We start from the raw sequence: 22,980 nt of genomic DNA, 5'->3' as shown, positions 1-22,980 counted from the left end.
CCCATGTCTATTCTACGCGTTGACTCCTCTGCCAACACCACCGATTCCGTAACCCGCGCCATGACCGACCGCATCATCGCCACGCTGGGCGACACAGATGTAACCGTGCGCGACCTTGCACTGGAACCGCTGCCGCAAATCACCGGAACATGGGCCGTTGCCCGCGCCACCCCGGCCGAGACCCGCTCCCCCGAGCAAGCCGAGGCTTTGATCGAATCCGATAAACTGGTGGCCGAACTGATGGCCGCAGATACCATCGTCATCGGCGCGCCGCTCTATAACTTCAGCGTGCCTGCATCCCTGAAAGCGTGGATCGATCTGATCGCTCGCACCGGCGTTACATTCCGCTATACCGAAACCGGCCCCGAAGGTCTGGTAAAAGGCAAACGCGTGATCATCGCCATGGCATCGGGCGGCGTTCCAGCGGGATCCCCCGCGGATTTCAATACCAGCTACCTGAAAACCGTTCTTGGCTTTATGGGCATGACAGACGTCACCATCGTTTCGGCAGATGCGCTGGCCAAAGACCCCGAAGGCACGATGGCGCGCGCCAACGACGCCATTGACGCACTGGCCGCCTGATCATCGGGCACGACGGGCGGGTTGACTCAAACCCGCCCCTCACTTAAACGACCCACAAATCCCGGAAGCACTATGCCTTCCGGTCTCTGGCGCGGCCAGAGATCGCCCCCCACCAGCGTGTTACGCCCGTGGGGGCATTTGTGTATTTAACGCGGCGTTCCTAAATTGGGATCATCCGCAACCGACCGAAGGGGGCCATGGCCCATGTTTGAGAATCTATCCGAACGCCTTTCCGGCGTCTTTGACCGCCTCACCAAACAAGGTGCGCTGTCCGAAGAAGACGTCAAAACCGCCCTACGCGAAGTCCGCGTCGCCCTGCTTGAGGCGGACGTATCCCTGCCCGTTGCCCGTGATTTCGTCAAAGCCGTCCAAGACAAGGCCACCGGCCAAGCGGTCACCAAATCGATCACCCCCGGTCAACAGGTCGTTAAGATCGTCCACGACACCCTGATTGATGTGCTGCGCGGCGAGGGCGAGCCCGGCTCCCTGAAAATCGACAACGCCCCCGCCCCGATCCTGATGGTCGGTTTGCAAGGCTCCGGTAAAACCACAACCACCGCAAAACTGGCAAAACGTCTGAAAGACCGCGACGGCAAACGCGTGCTGATGGCATCGCTTGACGTCAACCGCCCCGCCGCGATGGAACAGCTGGCGATCCTTGGCGTGCAAATCGGCGTTGATACCCTGCCCATCGTCAAAGGCGAAAACCCCGTCCAGATCGCCAAACGCGCCAAGACCCAAGCGGCCATGGGCGGCTATGACGTCTATATGCTCGACACCGCCGGTCGTTTGTCCATCGACGAAGAGTTGATGCAACAGGTCGAAGCCGTCCGCGACGTGTCCAACCCGCGCGAGACCTTGCTGGTGGTCGATGGTCTGACCGGCCAGGACGCCGTGCAAACGGCTGAAAACTTCAACGACCGCATCGGCATTTCCGGTGTGGTCCTAACCCGTATGGACGGTGACGGTCGCGGTGGTGCAGCCCTGTCCATGCGCGCGGTCACCGGCAAGCCGATCAAATTCGTCGGCCTTGGCGAAAAGATGGACGCGCTCGAGACGTTTGAGCCTGAACGTATCGCGGGCCGTATCCTTGGCATGGGTGACATCGTCGCCCTTGTTGAAAAAGCCCAAGAAACCATCGAGGCCGAACAAGCCGAAAAGATGATGCGCCGCATGGCCAAGGGTCAGTTCAACATGAACGACCTGAAAATGCAGCTTGAACAGATGCTCAAGATGGGCGGGATGCAAGGCATGATGGGCATGATGCCCGGCATGGGTAAAATGGCCAAACAGGTCGAGGAAGCTGGCTTTGACGACAAAGTGCTCAAACGCCAGATCGCCCTGATCCAGTCGATGACCAAGAAAGAACGCGCCAACCCCGCGCTGCTGCAAGCCAGCCGCAAAAAACGTATCGCCAAGGGTGCCGGCCTCGAAGTGTCCGAGCTGAACAAGCTGATGAAGATGCAGCGCCAGATGAGCGATATGATGAAAAAGATGGGCAAAATGGGCAAAGGCGGCATGCTCAAACAAGCCATGAAGGGCATGATGGGCGGCAAAGGCGGCATGGATCCTGCCGCAATGGCACAAGGGATGGACCCCAAAGCGCTTGAAGCGGCGGCCAAACAAATGGGCGGCAAACTGCCCAGCATGGGTGGTATGGGCGGCGGCATGGACCTGCCCGGCGGCCTGTCAGGCTTTGGGAAAAAGAAATGATCAGTTGCACCGTCAGATATGAAATCGACCCCGACAAACTGCCGGAATTCGAAATCTATGCAAAAGCGTGGCTGCACCTTGTGGTGAAGCTGGGTGGCATCCATCACGGCTATCATATGCCGCACGAGGGCCCCAACGACATCGCATATTGCCACTTTTCCTTTCCGTCGCTCACCGATTACGAGGCGTACCGCGACAAGATGTGGGCCGATCCTGAATGTCTGCGCGCCTATGAACACGCCAAACGCACCAAATGCATCCGCCGTTATGACCGTTCGTTCACCAAGCCGATGTTCGACGGCGCGACCGTAGATGAATTGGGGCTGTAATGACCAATAGTGTTAAATTGGCCGCCGAGGTTCTTAAAGAACACCGCGCGAGCATCGACCGCCTAGATGCGATCCTTGTCTACACGCTGGGCGAGCGGTTCAAACACACTCAAGCTGTGGGGAAACTCAAAGCTGAACACGACCTTCCCCCGTCCGATCCCAACCGCGAAGCCGGTCAGATCGCACGTCTCGAAGATTTGGCGAAAGAGGCTGACCTCGATCCCGAATTCGCCAAGAAGTTTCTGAACTTCATCATCGCTGAAGTCATTCAGCACCACAAACAACACCAGTCGTAGGGTGGGTGAAACCCACCACACCTAAACCTAAAGGAAATACATCATGTCCATGAAAATTCGTCTCGCCCGTGGCGGTTCCAAAAAGCGCCCATTTTACCGTATCGTTGCTGCCGACAGCCGCATGCCACGCGATGGCCGCTTTATTGAAAAGCTGGGCACATATAACCCTCTGCTGGCCAAAGACAGCGAAGAGCGCGTGAAAATGGACGTCGAGCGCGTTCAATACTGGATGAGCAAAGGCGCACAGCCAACAGACCGCGTTGCACGTATGCTCGAAGCCGCAGGCGTGACCCCAAAAACAGAGCGCAGCAACCCCAAGAAGGGTACACCGGGCAAGAAAGCCCAAGAGCGTGTTGAAGAAAAAGCCGCCAAGGCCGCCGCAGCAGCAGAAGCCGCAGCAGCACCAGCGGAAGAGCCTGCAGCAGAAGAAGCCGCAGCAGAATAATCAAACGGTTCCCCGGCGCGGTCTTTGCTGCGCCGGGAAGCTACAGGTATATTCGACAGCCGGCCTCGCTTTGCCAATGCAGGCTGTCCGATGTACTTTCTCATCACTCTGACACCGACCGCGCCCTGACGTCGTCCCCGACCCGAAAGCCGATCATGTTCCGATTGCTGCGTCTCATCGTTATTCTTAGTTTAGGTATTGCCATTGGCATCTGGTTTGAACGTACGTTGATGAAAAGCGAATGTAAGGCTGGTGAAGGTCAGTGGACCGGCACAATCTGTGTGAATTCGGAGTTATTGCAATGAACGACAAAGTATCCGTAGGCGCGATTGCGGGATCATATGGCGTGCGCGGCGAATTGCGCATCAAAAGCTATTGCGCGGTTCCCGAAGACATCGAAACCTACAGCCCCCTGACGTCGGAAGACGGCAAGCGCAGCTTTGCAATTGCCCTGGTGCGCCCGATCAAGAACGGCTTTGTCGCCCGCATTGCTGACGTCGCCTCGAAGGAAGAAGCGGACGCCCTGCGCGGCACCGTGCTTTTTGCCCGGCGGGATCAGCTGCCGTCCCTGCTCGATGATGAGTTCTATCACGCCGATCTGATCGGGCTTCAGGTGTTTGATACCGGCGGCACATTGATCGGCAAGGTCAAGACCGTTCAAAACCACGGCGCGGATGATCTGCTGGAAACGCAGCTTGCTGGCACCTCGGCCACGGTATTTCTGCCGTTTACCAAGGCGGCGGTTCCCACGGTTGATATGGCCACAGGTCGCATTATCGCCGATCCCCCTGACGGGATACTCCCCGATGCCAAGGCTGATTAAGCCGCGCTTGCAAAATGGGGTGGCGTTCCAGACCCCGCGCGGCCCTGCAAAAGCCGTGCTGGAAAAGGCCAATGTGACATGACAACACCGCCAGGCAAGACCAACGCCCCTAGTGAGCCCGCAAAGCCCCGTTCCCACGGCCGCCAATCGGTGCGCCCGACGCTGAAACCGCGTGAATTGATGCAAGACACCCCCGACTACGCAGGCGTTTGGCGCGCGGAGATTGTGACGCTTTTCCCCGAACTTTTCCCCGGCGTGTTGGGGGCCAGCCTGACCGGCCGCGCCCTGCAAGAGGGCAAGTGGCAGCTGCGCACCCACGATCTGCGCGACTACGGCATTGGCAAACACCGCAATGTTGATGACACCCCCGCAGGCGGCGGCGCGGGCATGGTCATGCGCGCCGATGTGGTTGGCCCCGCCATCGAGGATGCCATGTCGGGCGCTGCCGGACGCTGGCCGATCCTGTACATGTCGCCGCGCGGACGCCGTTTTGATCAGGCGATGGCCGCCGATCTGGCCAAATGTTCAGGCGTCACCATGCTGTGCGGCCGGTTTGAGGGCGTCGATGAGCGCGTGATCGAACATTACGGCATTACCGAAGTCTCCTTGGGTGATTTTGTCATGACCGGTGGCGAACTTGCCGCGCAGGCGATGATCGATGCCACCGTGCGCCTGCTGCCCGGCGTGCTTGGAAATGCCGAAAGCACCGTCGAGGAAAGCCATTCCTCGGGCCTGCTCGAACATCCGCAATACACCCGCCCCGCCGAATGGATGGGCCGCGAAATTCCATCCGTTCTGATGTCGGGCAACCACGGCGAAATCGCGAAATGGCGGTTGGCCCAAGGTGAACTCCTGACAGAACAGCGCCGCCCTGATATGTGGGCAAAATACTCCCCAAAACCAAAGGGCAAATCATGACCGATCTCAGCCGCACCCTTGACCATGCCCGCATTGACGAGCTGCCAAACCCGTATTTCGGCAAAGTGCGCGATTGCTATGATCTGCCCGATGACCGCCGCATTCTGATCTCATCCGACCGGATCTCCGCCTTTGACCGTATCCTGACGGCGATCCCGTTCAAGGGCCAGGTTTTGACCCAAACAGCGCGGTTCTGGTTTGACCACACCAACGATATCTGCCCCAACCATGTGTTGGAATACCCTGACCCCAATGTGGTGATTGGCAAACGTCTGACCATTCTCCCGGTCGAGATTGTCGTGCGCGGGTATCTGGCAGGCTCCACCGGAACCTCTGTTCTGACGCTGTACAAAAAGGGCGCGCGCGAGATGTACGGCCACACATTCCCCGACGGGCTGCGCGATAACGAGGCACTGCCCCATGCGATCATCACGCCCACATCCAAAGAATTCGATGGCGGTCATGATGCGCCGCTGACTGAGGCTGAAATTGTTGAACAGGGCCTGCTGACCCAAGCACAATGGGACCAGATCAGCGACATCGCCCTGCGGCTGTTTGCCCGTGGTCAGGAAATGGCCGCCAAGAACGGGTTGATCTTGGTCGATACCAAGTATGAATTCGGCACCGACGCCGATGGGAATATCTTGCTGGCCGATGAAATCCACACGCCGGACAGCTCGCGCTTCTGGCTGGCCGATGGGTATCAAGCGGCATTGGAAAACGGCACCCGCCCCCCGTCCTTTGACAAGGATGTGATCCGGTCTTGGGTCGATGCCCGCTGCGATCCTTACAAGGATGACATCCCAGAAATCCCCGCCGATCTGATTGCAGCGACCTCGCAGGTCTATATCGACGCGTACGAGGCGATCACCGGGCAGACGTTCGTGCCCAACATGGATGGCGACACAGTGCTGGACCGCGTGCGCAGCAATTTGGCCCCCTATTTCACCACCTGAAGGGCGACGCATTTAGGCGGTGATACCCTCTTGATCCAAGGGACTATCCGACCTATACGACGCCTACGTCTGGAATCGTTTTTGCGGCTCCAGCCTTTTCTGCATCCGCAGAAATCCAAAGCAAAGATGATGCTACCTTCGATGGGGTGCTACGGCAGGCCCGCCAGACAGACCGAAGCTATGGGATCGCGCAAAACTTCGTGGACTAACCGCGAGCATTCATAGGAGACGATCAGATGAACCTGATTGCACAGATCGAGGCGGAACAAATCGCCGAACTGGGTAAAGAAATCCCAGATTTCCGCGCCGGAGACACCATCCGCGTGGGCTTTAAAGTGACCGAAGGTACACGTACCCGCGTTCAGAACTACGAAGGCGTCTGCATTGCACGCAACAACGGCCACGGCATTGCCGGTTCGTTCACCGTGCGCAAGATTTCCTTTGGTGAAGGCGTAGAGCGCGTATTCCCGCTGCACTCGACCAACATCGAAAGCATCACGGTTGTCCGTCGTGGCCGCGTTCGTCGCGCCAAGCTGTATTACCTGCGCAGCCGTCGCGGCAAATCGGCACGGATTGTCGAGAACGCCCATTACAAGCCAAAATCTGGCGCGAACGCGTAAGGAGAGCTGTCATGAAAGCCGATACACACCCCGAATACCACACGATCAACGTCAAAATGACAGACGGCACGATCTTGGAAATGAAATCGACATACGGCAAAGAAGGCGACCAGCTGGCGTTGGATATTGACCCCTCCGTGCACCCTGCATGGAACGGCGGCACATCCCGCTTGATGGATACCGGCGGCCGCGTGTCCAAGTTCAAAAACAAATACGCAGGTCTGGGCTTCTAAACCCTTCTGCCTATTACGAACGAAAAATGGCGTGCCTCACCGAGGCGCGCCATTTTTTATTGGTGCGGCGCTATGCGGGCACCCACTGCGCAAACCGTGTTATCCGTCCCGCCCTGGCTCGTTCGGATCGCTTGAGAACAGGGCGATCTTGTTGCCTTGAGGGTCGCGAAGATAGCTCACATAAAACTGCGGCCCATATGATGGGCGAAAACCCGGCTGGCCTTCATCCGAACCGCCAGCCGCAAGGGCCGCGGCGTGAAGGTCGCGAACTTGGGCTTGGCTGCGTGCCTCGAACGCGATCATGCTACCGTTTCCAGCCGACGCCGGGGCCCCATCAAAGGTTGGCTTAACGTAGAAATCCGGCAGAACCGGCGACTGACCCGGCTCAACAGGCAGCGCATAGCTTAGCCCTTCGGGGCCTTCCTTTAGCCCGTAACCAAGGGCTGGCAGAAACGCCGAATAAAACCGCTTTGCGCGCGCGATATCATCAGCCCCAACAGTGACATAGGCAATCATACTGCGCGTTCCTTTCTGGTAAGTTTGCGTATTGCACCGCGTTTACGGCCCTATGCTAAACCGACATCCTCGTTGGCTCAACACGCACGGCCTGACACGGTGCCGAAAACCCACCCGCGTTTCGCATAAATTTTCGGGTCCCAACCCACCCGCGTTTAGGTTTTGAAAAGGATTTCAAGGCAACGTCGCCTCAGCCCTCCTAGAAAGGTTCGCTGATGACCACGTCCTGCCTGACCCGCCGTCCCGCCCAAAAACCTCGCAATCAGCCCTCTGCCCCCAAATACGCACCGCCTGCCCAGCCAGAACTGTGGACGCAAGATCTGTCGGCGGCCCTGAACCTGATGCACAGCAGGCAATACAGGCAAGCATTGGTGCTGGCCGCTGCGCTAAAGCGGCTTTATGGCGACCGGCGTGAACTGACGCAGATGATCACGACCTGCCGCAGCCATCTGGGCGCGTCCGCGTAAATCAATCCAACCGCATCGCATAGCCCGCATCGCCATAATGCCCACCAATCCATCGCAAGATGGAACGCGGCAAGGTCCTGATACATTAACCACAATCTAGGCGCGCTAGTGCTTCCAAAAGCACCATATCTGCCATATGGTTCGCCCTAATGTGGCCCCGGCAAAAGCGGGGGAGTAGAAGGGACAGCTAGAAATGGCGCATATTATCGTCGTCGGAAATGAAAAAGGCGGAGCGGGCAAATCAACCGTTTCAATGCATGTGGCGACTGCGCTCGCGCGGATGGGTCACCGGATCAGTGTGTTGGACCTTGACCTGCGCCAGCGCACCTTTGGTCGGTACATCGACAATCGTGAATCATTTCTTGCGTCAGCCGAACTTGATCTGCCGTCCCCCACGATGCACGAACTGCCCGAGGTCGAGGCCGATGCCCTCAAGCCCGGCGAAAACATCTATGATCACCGTCTCAGCGCCGCCATTGCCGAACTGGAACCGGTCAGCGACTTTATCCTGATCGACTGCCCCGGATCGCACACTCGGCTGAGCCAAGTCGCGCATTCACTGGCCGACACACTGATCACCCCCCTGAATGACAGCTTTATCGATTTTGATCTGCTGGCCCATACTGACGCAACCGGCGACAAGATCACCGGCCCATCGGTCTATTCCGAAATGGTCTGGAATGCGCGGCAGTTGCGCGCCCAAGCGGGCCTTGCCCCGATTGACTGGATCGTTGTGCGCAACCGCATGGGGGCGCAGCGCATGGTCAACAAAGACAAGATGGAGCGCGCGATTGCCAACCTTAGCAAGCGGATCGGCTTTCGGATTGCCCCCGGCTTTAACGAGCGGGTTATTTTCCGCGAGCTGTTCCCGCGCGGGCTGACCCTGCTGGACCTCAAAGATATTGGCGTCAAGCAGCTCAACATCTCGAACGTGGCGGCCCGTCAAGAACTGCGCGACCTGATGAAGGCCCTCAACCTGCCGGGCGTTGAAATCAATTTCTGATCGGTTTTCGGCGGGACAGGGCCACCATATTTGACGCAAATAGCGCCAAAATCACCAGCCCCCCGCCGATCAACGCATAACCGCCCGGATCTTCGCCCACGACAGCCCAGACCAATAGCGGTGCCAGCACCGATTCCAAAAGCACCAACAGGCCGACCTCGGCCGAGGTAATGTAGCGCGGGCCAAGCGCCAACAACACCGAACTGACCATGATGAAAACACCGTGGCCCAGTACCAATGGCGCTTGGTCAGCGGGCATGGCAAGCGGTGCCGCAAACGGGGCGATCAGCAACGCCGCGATCAAATAGGATAGGCCTGCCCCCGGCACCATGGACACGGCCTTGGCATGGCGCGCCGCCGTCAACCCAGCTGCAAACAAGGCGGACACGGCCAAAGCAAGCAGATCCCCCGCCAAACTGGCATGCCCCGTGTGACCCGACCCATAGGCGATAAACGCCATGCCCACCATGACAGCAGCAATCGTGATCAACATCCGGCGGCTTATCGGTTCTGCCAGAAAAATACGGCTATAGATCGCCGCGAAAACCGGCAGCGATGCGATGATGAATACCACATTGGCGACCGAGGTCAGGCTGACAGCCAAGACAAACAATACGCCGCTCGCCCCTGTGCCGACCATATATATCGCGCCGTAGCGCCCGGTTCTCAACACTGCTTGAAACGGCCCTGGGCCCTTGGCCCAAAATATCCACCCGCAGATAAGCCCGCCAGCCACCACCAACCGCCAAAAGGCGATCGTCAGCGCGGGCGCATCAATCAGCCGCACAAACAGCGAATCCGGCACCACACAAAGGACGCCGATCAAGGTAACTAGAAATCCACGGGCTTGATCATTCATGTGCTATCGGTGACGCCGAACCGCGCTCAAGTAAAGCCCGCTGGAAATTTGGCCGACAGCGCCACCAGCATCTTTTTCAGCGCAACACGGTCGTCCGGGCCAAGGCCTGCCGTCAGGTCGCCATCATAGCGCTGCGCCACCTGATGCAGGTCGGCATAGGCCGCCTGCCCCTGTGCCGTCAGGGCCAGGTGTTCGACCCTGCGGTCAGCATCGTCGCGGGTCCGCGTCACAAAGCGGCGCTCGGCCAGTCTTTGTACCGCGCGGCTGATCTTGGTCTTGTGCATATTGGCGCGCGCGCCGATCTCGCTTGCCGTCATGCGCCCGTATAGCCCCAGATGAAACAGGACCCGCCATTCGGTTCGCAGCATGCCATAGCGGTCTTTATAGATTTTCTGGAACTCCAGACTGCTGGCCTCGGCTGCTTGGTTCAGCAGATAGGGCAGGAACTGGGTAAGGTCGAAATCGGCGTCTGACATGTAAGGGACCGCTTGTTAGTTACAAAAACAACTATTACAAACGCAACAGATTTTGCAAGGGAGGCTTTTGTGAACCGCCAAGTAACCCCATCCGACCTGACAACCGCCACCAGCCCGATGGGAACCACCGCTGGCTATATGCCCGGTTTCGGCAATGACTTTGAAACCGAAGCATTACCCGGTGCCCTGCCCCAAGGCATGAACAGCCCCCAAAAATGCAACTATGGCCTGTATGGTGAACAGCTGTCGGGCACGGCGTTCACCGCGCCCAGCCACCAGAACGAACGCACATGGTGCTACCGCATCCGCCCGTCGGTAAAGCATTCACACCGTTATGAAAAAATCGACCTGCCGTATTGGAAATCCGCGCCGCATATCCCGCAGGACGTGACCAGCCTTGGCCAATATCGCTGGGATCCGGTGCCGCATTCAACCGACAGGCTCACTTGGCTTACCGGCATGCGGACCATGACAACCGCAGGCGATGTGAATACCCAAGTCGGCATGGCCAGCCACATCTACCTGGTCACTGACAGCATGGTTGATGCGTATTTCTACTCCGCCGATAGCGAAATGCTGATCGTCCCCCAAGAGGGCCGGTTGCGGTTTTGCACCGAACTGGGCGTGATCGACCTAGAGCCCAAGGAAATCGCGATCATCCCGCGCGGTTTGGTCTACCGCGTCGAAGTCATCGAAGGCCCAGCGCGCGGTTTTGTCTGCGAAAACTACGGTCAGAAATTCGAACTCCCCGGTCGTGGCCCCATTGGCGCAAACTGCATGGCCAACCGCCGTGACTTCAAAACGCCGGTCGCAGCGTTCGAAGACCGCGATGCGCCCTCAACCGTGACAATCAAATGGTGCGGACAATTCCACGAGACAAAGATCGGCCATTCCCCCTTGGACGTCGTTGCGTGGCACGGCAATTACGCACCCGTTAAATACGACCTGCGCACCTATTGCCCCGTGGGCGCTGTGCTCTTCGACCATCCCGATCCGTCGATCTTCACCGTGCTAACCGCCCCCTCGGGCGTCGAAGGCACGGCAAATATCGACTTTGTGCTGTTCCGCGAACGCTGGATGGTCGCCGAAGATACCTTTCGCCCGCCATGGTACCACAAAAACGTCATGTCCGAACTGATGGGCAACATCTATGGGCAGTACGATGCCAAACCCAAAGGGTTCATCCCGGGTGGTATGTCGCTGCACAATATGATGCTGCCCCACGGCCCTGATAAAAATGCGTTCGAGGGCGCATCGAACGCCGATCTAAAGGCGGAAAAGCTCGACAACACCATGTCGTTCATGTTCGAAACGCGTTTCCCCCAACACCTCACCGAATTCGCCGCGAAAGAGGCCCCCCTGCAGGATGACTACATCGATTGCTGGGACAGCCTCGAGAAAAAGTTCGACGGCACATCGGGCAAGAAATAGACTTTGGCCCAAGGGTCGCGCAGACATATTAATTCAAGGACAGATTATGACATTGCTCACTTCATGGGTGGAAAGCGCGAACAGCGCCGATACTGATTTTCCGCTCAACAACCTGCCCTACGGCGTATTTTCGACCGACAGCCTTGAACCGCGCTGCGGTGTTGCAATTGGCGATATGGTACTGGATATGGCCGCGGTTGAGGCAGAAGACCTAATCCTGCTGCATTTTGATCCCGTGTTCGATGTGCCCTATTGGAACGACGTGATGGATCTGGGGCCTGACGCATGGGCCAAGCTGCGGTCACAACTGACTGAACTTCTCGCCACTGGCAGCCCCGATCAGGCCAAAGTCGCGCCGCATCTTGTGCCCATGTCCGAAATCCGCCTGCACATGCCCCTCGTTGTGTCTGAATACACCGATTTCTACGCAGGCCGTCACCACGCCACCAACGTCGGCACGATGTTTCGCGGGGCAGAAAACGCGCTGCCGCCGAACTGGCTGCATATCCCCATCGGCTATAACGGCCGCGCCTCGACTGTGGTTGTTTCAGGCACCGACATCCATCGGCCCAATGGCCAGCTCAAAGCACCGGACGCTGACACGCCAACCTTCGGCCCCTGCAAACGCCTAGATATCGAGCTTGAGATGGGGGCAATCGTCGGGACATCGACCGACATGGGCGACACCATCAGCGTGGCCGAAGCGGATGAAATGATCTTTGGCTATGTGCTGCTCAACGACTGGTCGGCGCGCGACATCCAGGCGTGGGAATACCAGCCGCTCGGCCCATTTCAGGCCAAAGCCTTTGCAACGTCGATCTCCCCCTGGATCGTAACAAGCGCAGCACTTGAGCCGTTCCGCACCTCTACGCCCGAACGTGAAAAGCAACTCCTGCCCTACCTGCAAGAACCCAAGCCGATGCTCTATGACGTCGACCTAAGCGTGTTGATCCAACCCGACGGCGGCGAACAAGAAGTCCTCGCGCGCACCAACTACAACACAATGTACTATTCGGCACCGCAACAACTGGCGCATCACGCCTCCTCCGGCTGCTCCATGAACGCCGGCGATTTGCTTGGTTCCGGCACGATCTCCGGCCCCGAAAAACACGAACGCGGCAGCCTGCTGGAACTTAGCTGGGGCGGCAAGGAACCGATCACCCTGTCAGACGGTACCACCCGCAGCTTTGTCGAGGACGGCGATACCATGATCCTCACCGGCCACGCCCAAGGCGACGGTTACCGCATCGGGTTCGGGGCCTGCGCTGGCACCATCCTCCCCGCCAAACCGCAGCGCTAACCTGCTTCATTTTGCCAAATAAACTCCCGCCGGAGGCTCCAACAATCGCCCCGCGCGCAGACACCCGATAAAGGAATACAAATGTCCAAGAAATTCGCCTCCCAAGGGGACATGACCGAAAAGAAAATCTCCTTTACCGAAGTGGGCAAAGACCTATGGGCCTTCACCGCCGAGGGCGACCCTAATTCTGGCGTGATCATCGGCGATGACAGCGTCATGATCATCGAGGCGCAGGCGACCCCGCGACTTGCCAATAAAGTCATCGAAAAGGTCCGTGAAGTCACCGACAAGCCCATCACCCATGTGGCACTCACCCACTACCACGCCGTGCGCGTCCTCGGGGCCTCTGCCTTCAACGCCGACCAAATCATCATGTCGGAAATGGCACGCGGTATGGTCAATGAACGCGGGCAAGAGGATTGGGACAGCGAATTCCAACGTTTCCCCCGCCTGTTCGAAGGCCACGAATCCATTCCCGGCCTGACCTATCCCACAACCACCTTCAACGACCGCATGACCGTCTACCTCGGCAATCGCCGCGTTGACCTGATGCACCTTGGCCGCGCGCATACTGCAGGCGATATCGTCGTCCATGTCCCCGATGAAAACGTCATGTTTACGGGCGACATCGTCGAATACCATTCCGCCTGCTACTGCGGTGACGGGTATTTCGCCGATTGGGGCAACACGTTGGACGCGATCAAAGCCTACGATGTCGATGCCATCGCCCCCGGTCGTGGTGACGCGTTGGTCGGCCGTGACATGGTAAACGCCGCCATCGAGAATACCCGCGATTTCGTCGAAAGCACCTATCGCCCTGCTGCTCGCGTTGCAGCACGCAATGGCACGCTCAAAGACGCATGGGACGCCGTGCGCGCCGAGTGTGATCCGAAATTTGCCGACTACGCGATCTACGAACATTGCCTGCCGTTCAACGTCGCCCGGGCCTATGACGAGGCCCGCGGGATCAGCCACCCCCGCATCTGGACCGACAAGCGCGACATAGAGATGTGGGAAGAATTGCAAAGCTAAACCCGTCATGGCCTATGATTACGCCCCCTTCCCCTACACGCCCCCGCCGGGCCTGACGCGCCCCGAACCCCGCCATCCGGTGGTGATCGTCGGCGCGGGTCCCATCGGCTTGGCGATGGCGATTGATCTGGCCCAACGCGGCACGGCTTCGGTCGTGCTGGATGACAACAACGTGGTATCCATCGGCTCGCGCGCGATTTGTTGGGCCAAGCGGAGCCTTGAGATTTTTGACCGTCTTGGCATTGGCGAACGGATGCTGGCCAAGGGGGTCACTTGGAAAGTCGGGCGTAATTTTCACGGGGAAAATCAGGTCTACGCTTTCGATCTGCTGCCCGAACCGGGTCACAAGTACCCCGCCTTCATCAACCTGCAGCAATATTACGTTGAACAGTACCTCGCCGAACGTGCCCAAGAATTCCCCGATCTGATCAACCTGCGCTTCCTCAACAAGGTCACAAATCACACTGATCACGGCGACCATGTCACCCTCGACATCACCACCCCCGACGGCGACTACACACTCGAAGCCGACTACTATCTCGCCTGCGACGGCGCAGGATCGGCGACACGCACCCGCATGAACCTCCCCTTCAACGGCCAAACGTTCGAGGAACACTTCCTGATTGTTGACGTCGAAATGGAAACCTCCCCCTTTGGCAGCGACGACACGCCCGAACGCTGGTTCTGGTTCAACCCGCCGTTCCACAACGGCCAATCCGCCCTACTGCACAAACAGCCCGACAACATCTACCGCATCGACCTGCAACTTGGCCCCGACACCGACCCCAAGGAAGAAGCGGCCGAAGCCAAAGTCATCCCCCGCATCAAGGCCATTGTCGGCGACACACCCTTTCGCCTTGATTGGATGAGCGTCTATAAATTTCGCTGTGCCAAGCTGGACCGCTTCGTGCATAACCGCGTGATCTTTGTGGGTGACAGCGCCCATGTGGTCAGCCCCTTTGGCGCGCGCGGCGGCAATGGCGGCATTCAGGACGTGGATAATCTGGGCTGGAAACTCGCCGCAGTCTTACAAGGCAAAGCCCGCCAACCACTTATCGAAAGCTACAACATCGAACGGGTCCACGGCTCCGCAGAAAACATACTCAACTCGTCGCGCGCCACCAATTTCATGACCCCCAAATCCTCAGTCGAGGCCCTCTTTCGTGATCAGGTTCTACACCTTGCCGCCGAACACCCCTTTGCGCGCAAACTGATCAACTCGGGCCGGCTGTCGCAGCCCTGCGACCTCTCCGCATCACCATTGCAAACCACGGGGGCCGCGCCCGTGCCGCCGGGCACCGCGTTGATCGACGCTCCCCTTCATGACGGGCAGGGGCAAACATGGCTGCTGACCGTAACCCACGGCGATTTTACCCTTCTTACCGCCAGCCCGATGCCACTGCCCGATATCGCGGGCATTGCGCGCTTTGGCATCAATCAATCTGCAGATTACCCCTGCTACCGCGCCACGGATGGCCACGCCGAAACCCGCTACGGTACAGATAAAATCTATCTCCTGCGTCCCGACGGCCATGTCTGCGCCGTCTTCGACACACCCGACCCCGCCGCAATCATCGCGGCCCGCGACCGCGCCCTCGGAGCAATAATATGATCCTCGACGATAACCTCGGCCCAGATGCAGACAGCTTTTACAATGCGCTGATGGATACCCATGCCGGTTTGACCGACGCGCAAAGCCATGCCCTTAACGCACGGCTCGTGCTGATCTTCGCAAACGAAATCGGTAATCTGGACAGACTCGAAAACCTGCTCGCCACCGCAGGGCAAACCACCTCGTCCTGACTTCTCTGGCTCATAAATATCCCCGCCGGAGGCACTCATCTGCCCTTGGCAGATGCCAAAAATCATATGGCGCAGCGCGCCGCATTTTCCTCATTTCCGAGGCTTTACGGGCTAATCTCCGGCTACAGCCTTGACGCATGGCAATGCAAAGTTGACACTCAACCGACCAAACCTAGGTTCAACTAGGCGACAAGCGCAGATCAACTGCATCACCAACCCTGCGGCCACAGCCAAGGGGGCGAACGTGGAAAGCGGCAAAAGCCGCAGCCACACCAACAGAGAGGAAGATCATGAGTTTTTTGACCCGTACCGGTAAGCCCCTGCCAGAGGCCATTCTAAAATCAGCCGAGGCCGCCAAGGCTGATCCGGTAAACCGACGCGAATTTCTGGCACTGGCCAGCGCATTTGGCGCAACCACTGCCACCGCTTATGCAATGATTGGTCTGCCCACCCCTGCCAGCGCCGCCGCCCACAAAGAAGGCGGTACAGTACGCATGCAGATGGAAGTGCGCGCCCTCAAAGATCCGCGTACCTATGACTGGTCGCAAATCGCAAACTTCTCGCGCGGGTGGCTCGAATACCTCGCGATCTGGGAAAATGACGGCACGTTTACCCCGGCCTTGCTGGAAAGCTGGGAGATTAACGACGACGCCACCGAATATACACTGAACGTTCGTAAGGGCGTAACCTGGAACAATGGCAACGCCTTTACCGCCGCCGACGTGGTGCGCAACATCGAAGGTTGGTGTGACAAATCCGTCGAAGGCAACTCAATGGCTGGCCGTTTCGCGACCCTGATCGACGAGGGCACAGGAAAAGCAATCGAAGGGTCCATCGTTGCGGTCGATGATCACACCGTCAAACTGATGCTGCCGCGTCCGGACATCACCTTGATCCCCGGCATGGCCGATTACCCTGCTGCAATCGTTCCCGAAGGGTTCGACGCCGAAACCATGCTGGACAATCCTGTTGGCACAGGTGCCTACCTGCCTGAATCTCTTGAGGTCGGCGTGAAAAGTGTCTTGGTCAAGAACCCCGATCACACATGGTGGGGCACCGACGTATATGGCGGCCCCTACATCGACCGGCTTGAATATATCGATTACGGTACAGACCCCTCCGCCTTTGTTGCGGCAGCCGAGGCGGACGAGATCGACGCGACCTATTCCATTGAGGGTGAATTCATTGACGTGTTCGGCACGCTTGATGGCTGGAACGAAAACGAAATCGCCACTGCGGCAACCATCGTAATCCGTCCCAACCAGCTTGCCGAGGTGGACGGCATGAAGCCATACGCAGATGCGCGGGTCCGTCAGGCGATTATGATGGCCGTTGATAACGCCGTCCTGCTTGAACTGGGCTATGCGGGGCGCGGTCTGGTCGCCGAAAACCACCATGTCGGCCCGATGCACCCCGAATATGCGGAACTACCCCCGCGCAAGGTCGATCCTGCCGCCGCTAAGGCGCTGATGGACGAGGCGGGCATGGCCGATTTCGAACACGAGCTGTTCTCGATCGACGATGCATGGCGCAAAGACACCACCGATGCGGTTGCCGCGCAATTGCGTGATGCGGGCATCAAGGTAAAGCGGACAATTCTGCCCGGTTCGACCTTCTGGAACGACTGGACGAAATACCCGTTCTCGTCGACCAACTGGAACGCGCGGCCTTTGGGCGTGCAAATCTGGGCGCTGGCCTATCGTTCTGGCGAAGCATGGAATGAATTCGGCTGGTCCAACCCCGAATTCGACGCCCTGCTGACCAAAGCACTGTCGGTTGCCGACGTTGAAAAACGCCGTGCGATCATGGCCGAAGGTGAAGCGTTGATCCAAAGCGAAGGCGTGACGATCCAGCCCTATTGGCGGTCGCTGTATAACCACACCAAAGAAGGTCTGGTTGGCGCGAACCACCACATCGGGTTCGAATACCACCCGGCACGTATGGCGTGGACCATGTAATCACGTCCATAAAATTTTGGGAAAGGGGCCGCGTTTTCGTGGCCCCTTTTTTCGTTGCGCGTTAGAAAAGCAGGGACAAGGCAGGCGATGGTGCCCAAAGCGTAGGGTGGATCACTTGCAGGTCTCGCAAGCGCTGTTCCAACGCCGCCTGCCCCATTGATCGCGCACGCGCGATGATGTCCGGCAGCCCCAATTTGTAAAACGCCAGTTGATCCAGCTCTTGCGGCGTCACGCCGCTTTGCAACATGCCACTGGCCGCATTCATCACCCCGACAATCAAAGCGTCTGCGGCTTCCGCCGCCGTAAGCGGCATCTGATCTATCTGGGCAAAGCGGGCTTCTTCGACGACCATATCCTCCATCAGCGGGTCGATCACAGCACCGCCACCACCGGGATACCGATACCAGCCGACCCCAATAGACCGCCCCAATCGCCCCTCGCGGACCATGCGGTCGGCAACCAAAAGATCGGTGCCCGCCGCCCTGCGCCGTGCAAACGCGACGTCCAAACCAATATGGTCCTGCGCCTTCAAAAGCCCCTCGCGGAACCCCGCATGTTCCAGCGCTTCGTCCAGCTCCCACGGGGTCACGCCCACAAGCAAAAGCCGGTCCACCAACGCGAGGGCCGCGTCTTGCAAGACAGTGCCCGCGAACGCATCCCCTCTGCTTTGCATGAACGGTACATTCAGGGATTTTACAAACTCCACGGCCATTCGGCGGGCGTCGGCGGAGGCGCTGCCAAAACTGAGTTCTACCAATCGTGGGTCCAGTAAATCCATCGACACCGCGTGCGCAGGATCAGTAAGCCCAACCAGCGACTGCGGCCCATCCAGAACCACACCCAATGCGCCCTGCAGCGCTTGGCCAGCGTTCGCAGCACGGCTAACAAACACGTCGCAGTGCATCGGCACGGCGCTGTCCACACGCATATCCAGATCAGGCAATCGCCGCCCAAGAACCGCGCCCACACGGGCCGCGTCTCCCGGGTCAGGCTCTATCACGCTGACGGTCAAACCGGCCTTGGACAAGACGTGGATCAAATCGGCACTCGCCGTGCCCAGATCGTATAGAACCACATGCCTGTGCGCTGACGCTGTCACCCGTCAAGCACATCCAGAAAATGCCGCTTTTCGATAATACGCAGCAGGTCCTTAAGCGATGCCTTTACGGGGCGGTTTGACGTGTTGATCTGCGCATCCGCACGCTCGTACAGCGGGGTGCGGGTATCCAGCAGGTTCTTCAGCTGCGTCATCGCGGCGGGGTTGCCTTCCATCGGGCGCACATCACCTTGGGCGCGCACGCGCTGCATATATTCCGCAGGGCTAGTGTGGACCCAGATCGTATGGAACCGCTGCAATAGCCGGGTATAGGTCGTTTTCTCGGCGACGATGCCACCGGCGACGGCAAGGATCATTTTGTCATGCTTGGCACCGACCCGCTCTAACGCCTCGGCCTCAAGCTCGCGATATCCCTCTTGCCCGTACAGCGCCATCACCTCGGCGATTGGCATGTCGGATGCGGCCTCGATCTCTTTGTTCAGCTCAACAAAGGGCAGCCCCAGCGCATCACCCGCCAACTTGCCCAATGTCGATTTCCCGGCACCACGCAAACCGATAAGACAGATGCGACCCGCCCGCAGTTCCGTCTTGCTTTGCGCGAACAATAACGCACGCACCTGTTGCTGCACGTCAGCGTTCGCCTTGCTGAAAACCTGCGCAATCCGCTCTGCATCCCGATCAAGCGGTATGGTCTCTGCCAGCAACGCCTCGATCTTAAGCTCAAGCGCACCGGCTACCCGCTGCAACAAAATGACCGAGATATTGCCTTCCCCCGCCTCAAGCTGAGCAAGATAACGCGGTGACACGCCTGACATCTCGGATAAAACGCGGCGCGGCAAACCCCGAGATTTTCGCGCCTCTCGCACCCGAACGGCGATCCGCTTGATCAGCTCTTCGCCGGGGGTGGACGGGGGGTGAATATCGGGCATAAGCATCCATTAATGAACAATAATGCAAGATTAACCCCCATCCCTGTGGGATCAACAAAAATCTGCAAAAAAGTGCATTAAGCGTCGCGGATCAGCGGTTCGACTACTTTGCGAATACGATCAGGCGCGGGCATGCTTTTGAAAACGTCCGCTTGGGTAAACACACAGGTAAAGCTGCCCGTGAAACACAGCACATTATTCTGATAGGCTTTCATCCCGAAGGTGATCGATTTCTCGCCCAGCCGCGTCGGATAGGTCTCGCACATCAGACGGTGGCGCGGGGTGACGGGACTGCTGAAATCCATCGACAGGTTCACAAAGGGCGTGCCCATATTGCGATCGATTTCCATCTGAAACCAACCTTCACCGTCGAAATGCTCTTCCCACCACGCGTTAATCGCATCCAGGGCGAACCAAGGCAAACGGGCGGTATATGCAATCTGCGCCGGGTCGCAATCGCCCCATGTTACGCGAATTTCATGAACAAAAGGCGTGTCGGTCATTCAGTAGGTTTCCACATGGTAACGGCCGTCTTCACGCATGGTGTCGCGCAACGCTTCCCATTGCTGCCCCATGCTTTCGGCGATTGAAGTCATCGCCCTTTCAACACCTTCCTCCATGCCCCGCAACCCGCAGATATAAATATAGGTGTGATCGTCGGCCAACAATTCCGCGACGGTTTCCTGCTCGGCGATAATCCGGTCCTGCACATATTCCTTGTCTGTACCCGCCTCGCGACTGAACACCAGATGCTGTTTCATCAGGCTTTCCGGTATCTTCTTGAGCGGGCCGAAATACGGCAGGCTTTGCGGCGTGCGCGCACCAAAGAACATGGTCATCCCACCTGTCGCGCCACTGCGCTGGCGCTGCATGGTAAAGGCACGCATGGGTGCGGAACCGGTGCCTGTACAGATCAGCAGCAAATGCGCTTGCGGATCGCTTGGCATCAGGAATGTCGCGCCAAAGGGGCCTGTCACCTCGACCTCGGCCCCGGTCTCGAGATCGCACAGATAGTTCGACGCCAGCCCCTTATCCTCGCGTTTCACCGTAAGCGAGATGTTGTGGTAACCGGGGCGCTCACCGTCCCGCGGGCTTGAGATCGAATAAAGCCGTGGCAGATGCGCGTTGCCCTCGGCATCGGTGCCGGGGGGGATGATGCCGACCGATTGCCCTTCAAGCACCGGAAACGGCAGCGCGCCGGGGTCAAGGATGATGTGGCGCACGTCATGGTCAGGGTCGTCGGTCAGACGGTAATTGCCCTGCACCTTCATCTTGGCAGGCTTGCCAAGGTTGTACATGTTGACCGCTGGCTTGCTGGCCGTCAGGGGGGCTATGGCCTTACCACCCGCGCCTTTATGCGCTTCGGCCAGCAGTGCCGCGATTGGGTCCACGGCCCCCTCGTCCGACAATGGGGCGGGTGCGGCGATGTCTTCCTGATCGGGCAGTTCGTCCATCTCGAACTGCTGTTCCAGCGTATAGGGCGTATCGACCACGCGCCATTCGTCGATCGACCCAGTCGGGCAGACCGGAATGCAATCCATGCAAAAGTTGCAGGCGTCGAAATTCACAACGACGTTGTTGTCGTCATGCTCAATCGCGCCCACCGGACAGGTCATTTCGCAGGTATAGCACCGGATACAGATCTCGGGGTCGATGAGGTGCTGTTTGACGGGCTGGTTCATGGCGAATGCTCCTGCGGCTTTATGTGCGGATGGGCGGACCAAAGCCCACCCACCGTTGTTATCTGCGTAGGGTGGGTACAACCCACCGCGCGCTCTAGGCCATGTGCAACTTTACATATTCAAAGTCGCCCGGCTTGTTATCGATGCCAACTTTGGGTGCGGCGATCCAGCTGGCGTATTTGCCCGGCTCATAGCACGGTACCATCAACGACTGGATATAATCACCATCGGCCTTGGTCGGCAGCCATTCGTCTTTGCGTTTATGCCATTCATCCGACGACATGATATTACCATCGGGGTCAACAGCCACGGCGCTGAACACGCCAATCTGACGGTGGAACCCTTCGTGCGGCATCTTGAACGCATAATCGACACCCGCTTTGGCAATCTGCTTGTTCCAGCGCCCGACACCGCCTGCGGCATCACGCACATAGTCATCGCGCAGACGCATATTGATCGCGGTTAGCGCAGGCACGTCTTCGGTAACGATCTTGCCATCTTTGACCGATGTGACCGCATAGGTATCGTTTTGCAGCTTGTGATCGTCGTCGATCCGCTGCTCCATATACCGGCCTTTGATACCGTAGTTGAACGCATTCGCCGCGTTGGTTGATACCTCTTGCCCGAACAGATCCAGTGACAACGTATAGTGCAGGTTCAGCTTTTTCTGGATCGTGGGCAGGTCGATCACGCCCAAGTCGCGGATTTTATTGATGTCGTAGGGGTCGGTGATGCCCGCCTTGTTCATCGCCTCAAGCGTGGCTTGAATGGTGCGCCCCACGCCGGTTTCACCGACAAACATGTGGTGCGCTTCTTCGGTCAGCATAAAGCGGCAGGTGCGCGACAACGGGTCAAAGCCCGACTGCGCAAGGCTTTCCAACTGCATCTTGCCGTCGCGGTCGGTGAAATAGGTGAACATGAAAAACGACAGCCAATCCGGCGTTTCCTCGTTAAACGCGCCCAGCATGCGCGGGCTGTCATCCGACCCCGAGGACCGCACCAGCAAGTCATCGGCTTCTTCACGGCCATCACGGCCAAAGTACTTTTGCAGCAGATAGACCATCGCCCAAAGGTGGCGACCTTCCTCTACGTTGACTTGGAACAGGTTGCGCATGTCGTAAAGCGACGGCGCGGTCAGCCCAAGGAAGCGTTGCTGTTCGACCGATCCCGGCTCGGTATCGCCTTGGATCACAATCAGGCGCTTCAGCATATTGCGGTATTCGCCGGGCACTTCTTGCCACGCGGGTTCGCCGTAATGCTCACCCATCGGGATTTTACGATCTTCCACGGCGGGGGCCAGCAAAACACCCCAGCGGTATTCGGGCATCTTTACATAATCGAACTTTGCCCAGCCTTTCGGGTCAACTGACACGGCGGTGCGCAGATACACCATCGATTCCTGAAAGTTCTGAGGGATCAGATCATTCCACCAGTTGATGTACCCTGGATGCCATTTCTCCAGCGCTTTCAGCACCTTCTTATCCTGGCTCAGATTCACGTTGTTCGGAATCTGAGTGTCGTAGCTTACGTTGATTAGGTCGATCATTGATTT

General features: G+C 58.3%; 26 protein-coding genes. 18 read left to right on the top strand and 8 right to left on the bottom strand.

Annotation, left to right across the window (positions count from 1 at the left end; genetic code table 11):
* The first annotated feature begins 3 nt into the window (after positions 1-3).
* From AADJ11_RS06555 to rpmE, 10 genes are all read left to right on the top strand, one after another.
* Positions 4-582 carry an NAD(P)H-dependent oxidoreductase gene (locus tag AADJ11_RS06555; RefSeq protein WP_341233756.1) on the top strand — a complete coding sequence of 193 codons (579 nt, stop codon included), beginning with the start codon at positions 4-6 and terminating at the stop codon, positions 580-582.
* Between the two features lie 204 nt (positions 583-786).
* Positions 787-2,295, top strand: a complete 1,509-nt coding sequence (gene ffh / locus AADJ11_RS06550) for a signal recognition particle protein (protein WP_341233755.1) — start codon at positions 787-789, stop codon at positions 2,293-2,295.
* A complete protein-coding gene (locus AADJ11_RS06545) occupies positions 2,292-2,624 on the top strand; it encodes an NIPSNAP family protein (protein ID WP_341233754.1) in 333 nt (110 codons plus the stop codon). The genes ffh and AADJ11_RS06545 overlap by 4 nt, the downstream gene beginning before the upstream one ends.
* Entirely contained in the window at positions 2,624-2,920 is a 297-nt protein-coding gene (locus AADJ11_RS06540; RefSeq protein ID WP_341233753.1) for a chorismate mutase, read from the top strand. Before AADJ11_RS06545 ends, AADJ11_RS06540 begins: the two co-directional genes overlap by 1 nt.
* A 43-nt stretch (positions 2,921-2,963) precedes the next feature.
* Complete coding sequence (gene rpsP, locus AADJ11_RS06535; protein WP_341233752.1) at positions 2,964-3,365, top strand: 30S ribosomal protein S16; 402 nt, start codon at positions 2,964-2,966, stop codon at positions 3,363-3,365.
* Between the two features lie 301 nt (positions 3,366-3,666).
* Positions 3,667-4,188: a ribosome maturation factor RimM gene (gene rimM / locus AADJ11_RS06530; RefSeq protein ID WP_341233751.1), complete on the top strand. Its 522-nt coding sequence runs from the start codon at positions 3,667-3,669 to the stop codon at positions 4,186-4,188.
* A gap of 78 nt (positions 4,189-4,266) precedes the next feature.
* Positions 4,267-5,106: a tRNA (guanosine(37)-N1)-methyltransferase TrmD gene (gene trmD, locus AADJ11_RS06525; protein WP_341233750.1), complete on the top strand. Its 840-nt coding sequence runs from the start codon at positions 4,267-4,269 to the stop codon at positions 5,104-5,106.
* A complete protein-coding gene (locus AADJ11_RS06520) occupies positions 5,103-6,062 on the top strand; it encodes a phosphoribosylaminoimidazolesuccinocarboxamide synthase (RefSeq protein ID WP_341233749.1) in 960 nt (319 codons plus the stop codon). Before trmD ends, AADJ11_RS06520 begins: the two co-directional genes overlap by 4 nt.
* Before the next feature lie 236 nt (positions 6,063-6,298).
* A complete protein-coding gene (rplS, locus tag AADJ11_RS06515) occupies positions 6,299-6,682 on the top strand; it encodes a 50S ribosomal protein L19 (protein WP_093917553.1) in 384 nt (127 codons plus the stop codon).
* An 11-nt stretch (positions 6,683-6,693) separates the two neighbouring features.
* A complete protein-coding gene (rpmE, locus tag AADJ11_RS06510) occupies positions 6,694-6,915 on the top strand; it encodes a 50S ribosomal protein L31 (protein ID WP_219579389.1) in 222 nt (73 codons plus the stop codon).
* A gap of 99 nt (positions 6,916-7,014) precedes the next feature.
* Here the strand turns inward: rpmE and AADJ11_RS06505 are convergent, their stop codons facing one another.
* Entirely contained in the window at positions 7,015-7,431 is a 417-nt protein-coding gene (locus AADJ11_RS06505; protein WP_341233748.1) for a VOC family protein, read from the bottom strand.
* Positions 7,432-7,646: 215 nt separating this feature from the next.
* On the opposite strand from AADJ11_RS06505, the gene AADJ11_RS06500 reads away from it, so the two are divergent.
* Both AADJ11_RS06500 and AADJ11_RS06495 read left to right on the top strand, forming a co-directional pair.
* Positions 7,647-7,898, top strand: a complete 252-nt coding sequence (locus AADJ11_RS06500; protein WP_341233747.1) for a hypothetical protein — start codon at positions 7,647-7,649, stop codon at positions 7,896-7,898.
* 193 nt (positions 7,899-8,091) lie between these two features.
* A complete protein-coding gene (locus tag AADJ11_RS06495) occupies positions 8,092-8,901 on the top strand; it encodes a division plane positioning ATPase MipZ (RefSeq protein ID WP_341233746.1) in 810 nt (269 codons plus the stop codon).
* Here AADJ11_RS06495 and AADJ11_RS06490 read toward each other — a convergent pair.
* Positions 8,891-9,760 carry a DMT family transporter gene (locus AADJ11_RS06490; protein ID WP_341233745.1) on the bottom strand — a complete coding sequence of 290 codons (870 nt, stop codon included), beginning with the start codon at positions 9,758-9,760 and terminating at the stop codon, positions 8,891-8,893. The genes AADJ11_RS06495 and AADJ11_RS06490 overlap by 11 nt on opposite strands.
* A 26-nt stretch (positions 9,761-9,786) precedes the next feature.
* Positions 9,787-10,236, bottom strand: a complete 450-nt coding sequence (locus AADJ11_RS06485) for a MarR family winged helix-turn-helix transcriptional regulator (protein ID WP_341233744.1) — start codon at positions 10,234-10,236, stop codon at positions 9,787-9,789.
* A gap of 117 nt (positions 10,237-10,353) precedes the next feature.
* Between AADJ11_RS06485 and hmgA the strand changes: the two genes are divergently transcribed.
* The 6 genes from hmgA (at position 10,354) to AADJ11_RS06455 (ending at position 17,760) form a co-directional block, all read left to right on the top strand.
* On the top strand, positions 10,354-11,667 hold the full coding sequence (hmgA, locus tag AADJ11_RS06480; protein ID WP_341234467.1) for a homogentisate 1,2-dioxygenase: 1,314 nt from the start codon (positions 10,354-10,356) through the stop codon (positions 11,665-11,667).
* Between the two features lie 46 nt (positions 11,668-11,713).
* Positions 11,714-12,967, top strand: a complete 1,254-nt coding sequence (gene fahA / locus AADJ11_RS06475) for a fumarylacetoacetase (protein WP_341233743.1) — start codon at positions 11,714-11,716, stop codon at positions 12,965-12,967.
* Between the two features lie 81 nt (positions 12,968-13,048).
* The gene (locus AADJ11_RS06470; RefSeq protein ID WP_341233742.1) at positions 13,049-13,999 is read left to right on the top strand and encodes an MBL fold metallo-hydrolase; all 951 of its coding nucleotides are present in this window, start codon (positions 13,049-13,051) and stop codon (positions 13,997-13,999) included.
* Between the two features lie 7 nt (positions 14,000-14,006).
* Positions 14,007-15,611: an FAD-dependent oxidoreductase gene (locus AADJ11_RS06465; RefSeq protein WP_341233741.1), complete on the top strand. Its 1,605-nt coding sequence runs from the start codon at positions 14,007-14,009 to the stop codon at positions 15,609-15,611.
* Entirely contained in the window at positions 15,608-15,802 is a 195-nt protein-coding gene (locus AADJ11_RS06460) for a DUF2783 domain-containing protein (RefSeq protein WP_341233740.1), read from the top strand. Before AADJ11_RS06465 ends, AADJ11_RS06460 begins: the two co-directional genes overlap by 4 nt.
* Before the next feature lie 290 nt (positions 15,803-16,092).
* Positions 16,093-17,760: an ABC transporter substrate-binding protein gene (locus AADJ11_RS06455; RefSeq protein ID WP_341233739.1), complete on the top strand. Its 1,668-nt coding sequence runs from the start codon at positions 16,093-16,095 to the stop codon at positions 17,758-17,760.
* 61 nt (positions 17,761-17,821) lie between these two features.
* Here the strand turns inward: AADJ11_RS06455 and AADJ11_RS06450 are convergent, their stop codons facing one another.
* The 5 genes from AADJ11_RS06450 to boxB form a co-directional block, all read right to left on the bottom strand.
* The gene (locus AADJ11_RS06450) at positions 17,822-18,859 is read right to left on the bottom strand and encodes a 3-hydroxyacyl-CoA dehydrogenase family protein (RefSeq protein WP_341233738.1); all 1,038 of its coding nucleotides are present in this window, start codon (positions 18,857-18,859) and stop codon (positions 17,822-17,824) included.
* A complete protein-coding gene (locus tag AADJ11_RS06445) occupies positions 18,856-19,746 on the bottom strand; it encodes a helix-turn-helix transcriptional regulator (RefSeq protein WP_341233737.1) in 891 nt (296 codons plus the stop codon). Before AADJ11_RS06445 ends, AADJ11_RS06450 begins: the two co-directional genes overlap by 4 nt.
* A gap of 77 nt (positions 19,747-19,823) precedes the next feature.
* Positions 19,824-20,249, bottom strand: coding sequence for a thioesterase family protein (locus AADJ11_RS06440; protein WP_341233736.1), 426 nt, complete (start codon positions 20,247-20,249; stop codon positions 19,824-19,826).
* Positions 20,250-21,428 (bottom strand): benzoyl-CoA 2,3-epoxidase subunit BoxA, encoded by a 1,179-nt coding sequence (gene boxA / locus AADJ11_RS06435; RefSeq protein WP_341233735.1) that lies wholly within the window; start codon positions 21,426-21,428, stop codon positions 20,250-20,252.
* A gap of 94 nt (positions 21,429-21,522) precedes the next feature.
* Positions 21,523-22,974, bottom strand: a complete 1,452-nt coding sequence (gene boxB, locus AADJ11_RS06430; RefSeq protein ID WP_341233734.1) for a benzoyl-CoA 2,3-epoxidase subunit BoxB — start codon at positions 22,972-22,974, stop codon at positions 21,523-21,525.
* Positions 22,975-22,980 lie beyond the last annotated feature (6 nt).

Source organism: uncultured Sulfitobacter sp. (assembly GCF_964021855.1).
Classification (GTDB): Bacteria; Pseudomonadota; Alphaproteobacteria; order Rhodobacterales; family Rhodobacteraceae; genus Sulfitobacter.
Note: the sequence above shows the minus strand (reverse complement) of the source record. Positions and strands in the feature narration are given on the sequence as shown.

Excerpts from the sequence above, each read along its gene's own strand:
- AADJ11_RS06555 (WP_341233756.1), top strand. The coding sequence starts at position 4 with ATGTCTATTCTACGCGTTGACTCCTCTGCCAACACCACCGATTCCGTA.
- ffh (WP_341233755.1), top strand. The coding sequence starts at position 787 with ATGTTTGAGAATCTATCCGAACGCCTTTCCGGCGTCTTTGACCGCCTC.
- AADJ11_RS06545 (WP_341233754.1), top strand. The coding sequence starts at position 2,292 with ATGATCAGTTGCACCGTCAGATATGAAATCGACCCCGACAAACTGCCG.
- AADJ11_RS06540 (WP_341233753.1), top strand. The coding sequence starts at position 2,624 with ATGACCAATAGTGTTAAATTGGCCGCCGAGGTTCTTAAAGAACACCGC.
- rpsP (WP_341233752.1), top strand. The coding sequence starts at position 2,964 with ATGTCCATGAAAATTCGTCTCGCCCGTGGCGGTTCCAAAAAGCGCCCA.
- rimM (WP_341233751.1), top strand. The coding sequence starts at position 3,667 with ATGAACGACAAAGTATCCGTAGGCGCGATTGCGGGATCATATGGCGTG.
- trmD (WP_341233750.1), top strand. The coding sequence starts at position 4,267 with ATGACAACACCGCCAGGCAAGACCAACGCCCCTAGTGAGCCCGCAAAG.
- AADJ11_RS06520 (WP_341233749.1), top strand. The coding sequence starts at position 5,103 with ATGACCGATCTCAGCCGCACCCTTGACCATGCCCGCATTGACGAGCTG.
- rplS (WP_093917553.1), top strand. The coding sequence starts at position 6,299 with ATGAACCTGATTGCACAGATCGAGGCGGAACAAATCGCCGAACTGGGT.
- rpmE (WP_219579389.1), top strand. The coding sequence starts at position 6,694 with ATGAAAGCCGATACACACCCCGAATACCACACGATCAACGTCAAAATG.
- AADJ11_RS06505 (WP_341233748.1), bottom strand. The coding sequence starts at position 7,431 with ATGATTGCCTATGTCACTGTTGGGGCTGATGATATCGCGCGCGCAAAG.
- AADJ11_RS06500 (WP_341233747.1), top strand. The coding sequence starts at position 7,647 with ATGACCACGTCCTGCCTGACCCGCCGTCCCGCCCAAAAACCTCGCAAT.
- AADJ11_RS06495 (WP_341233746.1), top strand. The coding sequence starts at position 8,092 with ATGGCGCATATTATCGTCGTCGGAAATGAAAAAGGCGGAGCGGGCAAA.
- AADJ11_RS06490 (WP_341233745.1), bottom strand. The coding sequence starts at position 9,760 with ATGAATGATCAAGCCCGTGGATTTCTAGTTACCTTGATCGGCGTCCTT.
- AADJ11_RS06485 (WP_341233744.1), bottom strand. The coding sequence starts at position 10,236 with ATGTCAGACGCCGATTTCGACCTTACCCAGTTCCTGCCCTATCTGCTG.
- hmgA (WP_341234467.1), top strand. The coding sequence starts at position 10,354 with ATGGGAACCACCGCTGGCTATATGCCCGGTTTCGGCAATGACTTTGAA.
- fahA (WP_341233743.1), top strand. The coding sequence starts at position 11,714 with ATGACATTGCTCACTTCATGGGTGGAAAGCGCGAACAGCGCCGATACT.
- AADJ11_RS06470 (WP_341233742.1), top strand. The coding sequence starts at position 13,049 with ATGTCCAAGAAATTCGCCTCCCAAGGGGACATGACCGAAAAGAAAATC.
- AADJ11_RS06465 (WP_341233741.1), top strand. The coding sequence starts at position 14,007 with ATGGCCTATGATTACGCCCCCTTCCCCTACACGCCCCCGCCGGGCCTG.
- AADJ11_RS06460 (WP_341233740.1), top strand. The coding sequence starts at position 15,608 with ATGATCCTCGACGATAACCTCGGCCCAGATGCAGACAGCTTTTACAAT.
- AADJ11_RS06455 (WP_341233739.1), top strand. The coding sequence starts at position 16,093 with ATGAGTTTTTTGACCCGTACCGGTAAGCCCCTGCCAGAGGCCATTCTA.
- AADJ11_RS06445 (WP_341233737.1), bottom strand. The coding sequence starts at position 19,746 with ATGCCCGATATTCACCCCCCGTCCACCCCCGGCGAAGAGCTGATCAAG.
- AADJ11_RS06440 (WP_341233736.1), bottom strand. The coding sequence starts at position 20,249 with ATGACCGACACGCCTTTTGTTCATGAAATTCGCGTAACATGGGGCGAT.
- boxA (WP_341233735.1), bottom strand. The coding sequence starts at position 21,428 with ATGAACCAGCCCGTCAAACAGCACCTCATCGACCCCGAGATCTGTATC.
- boxB (WP_341233734.1), bottom strand. The coding sequence starts at position 22,974 with ATGATCGACCTAATCAACGTAAGCTACGACACTCAGATTCCGAACAAC.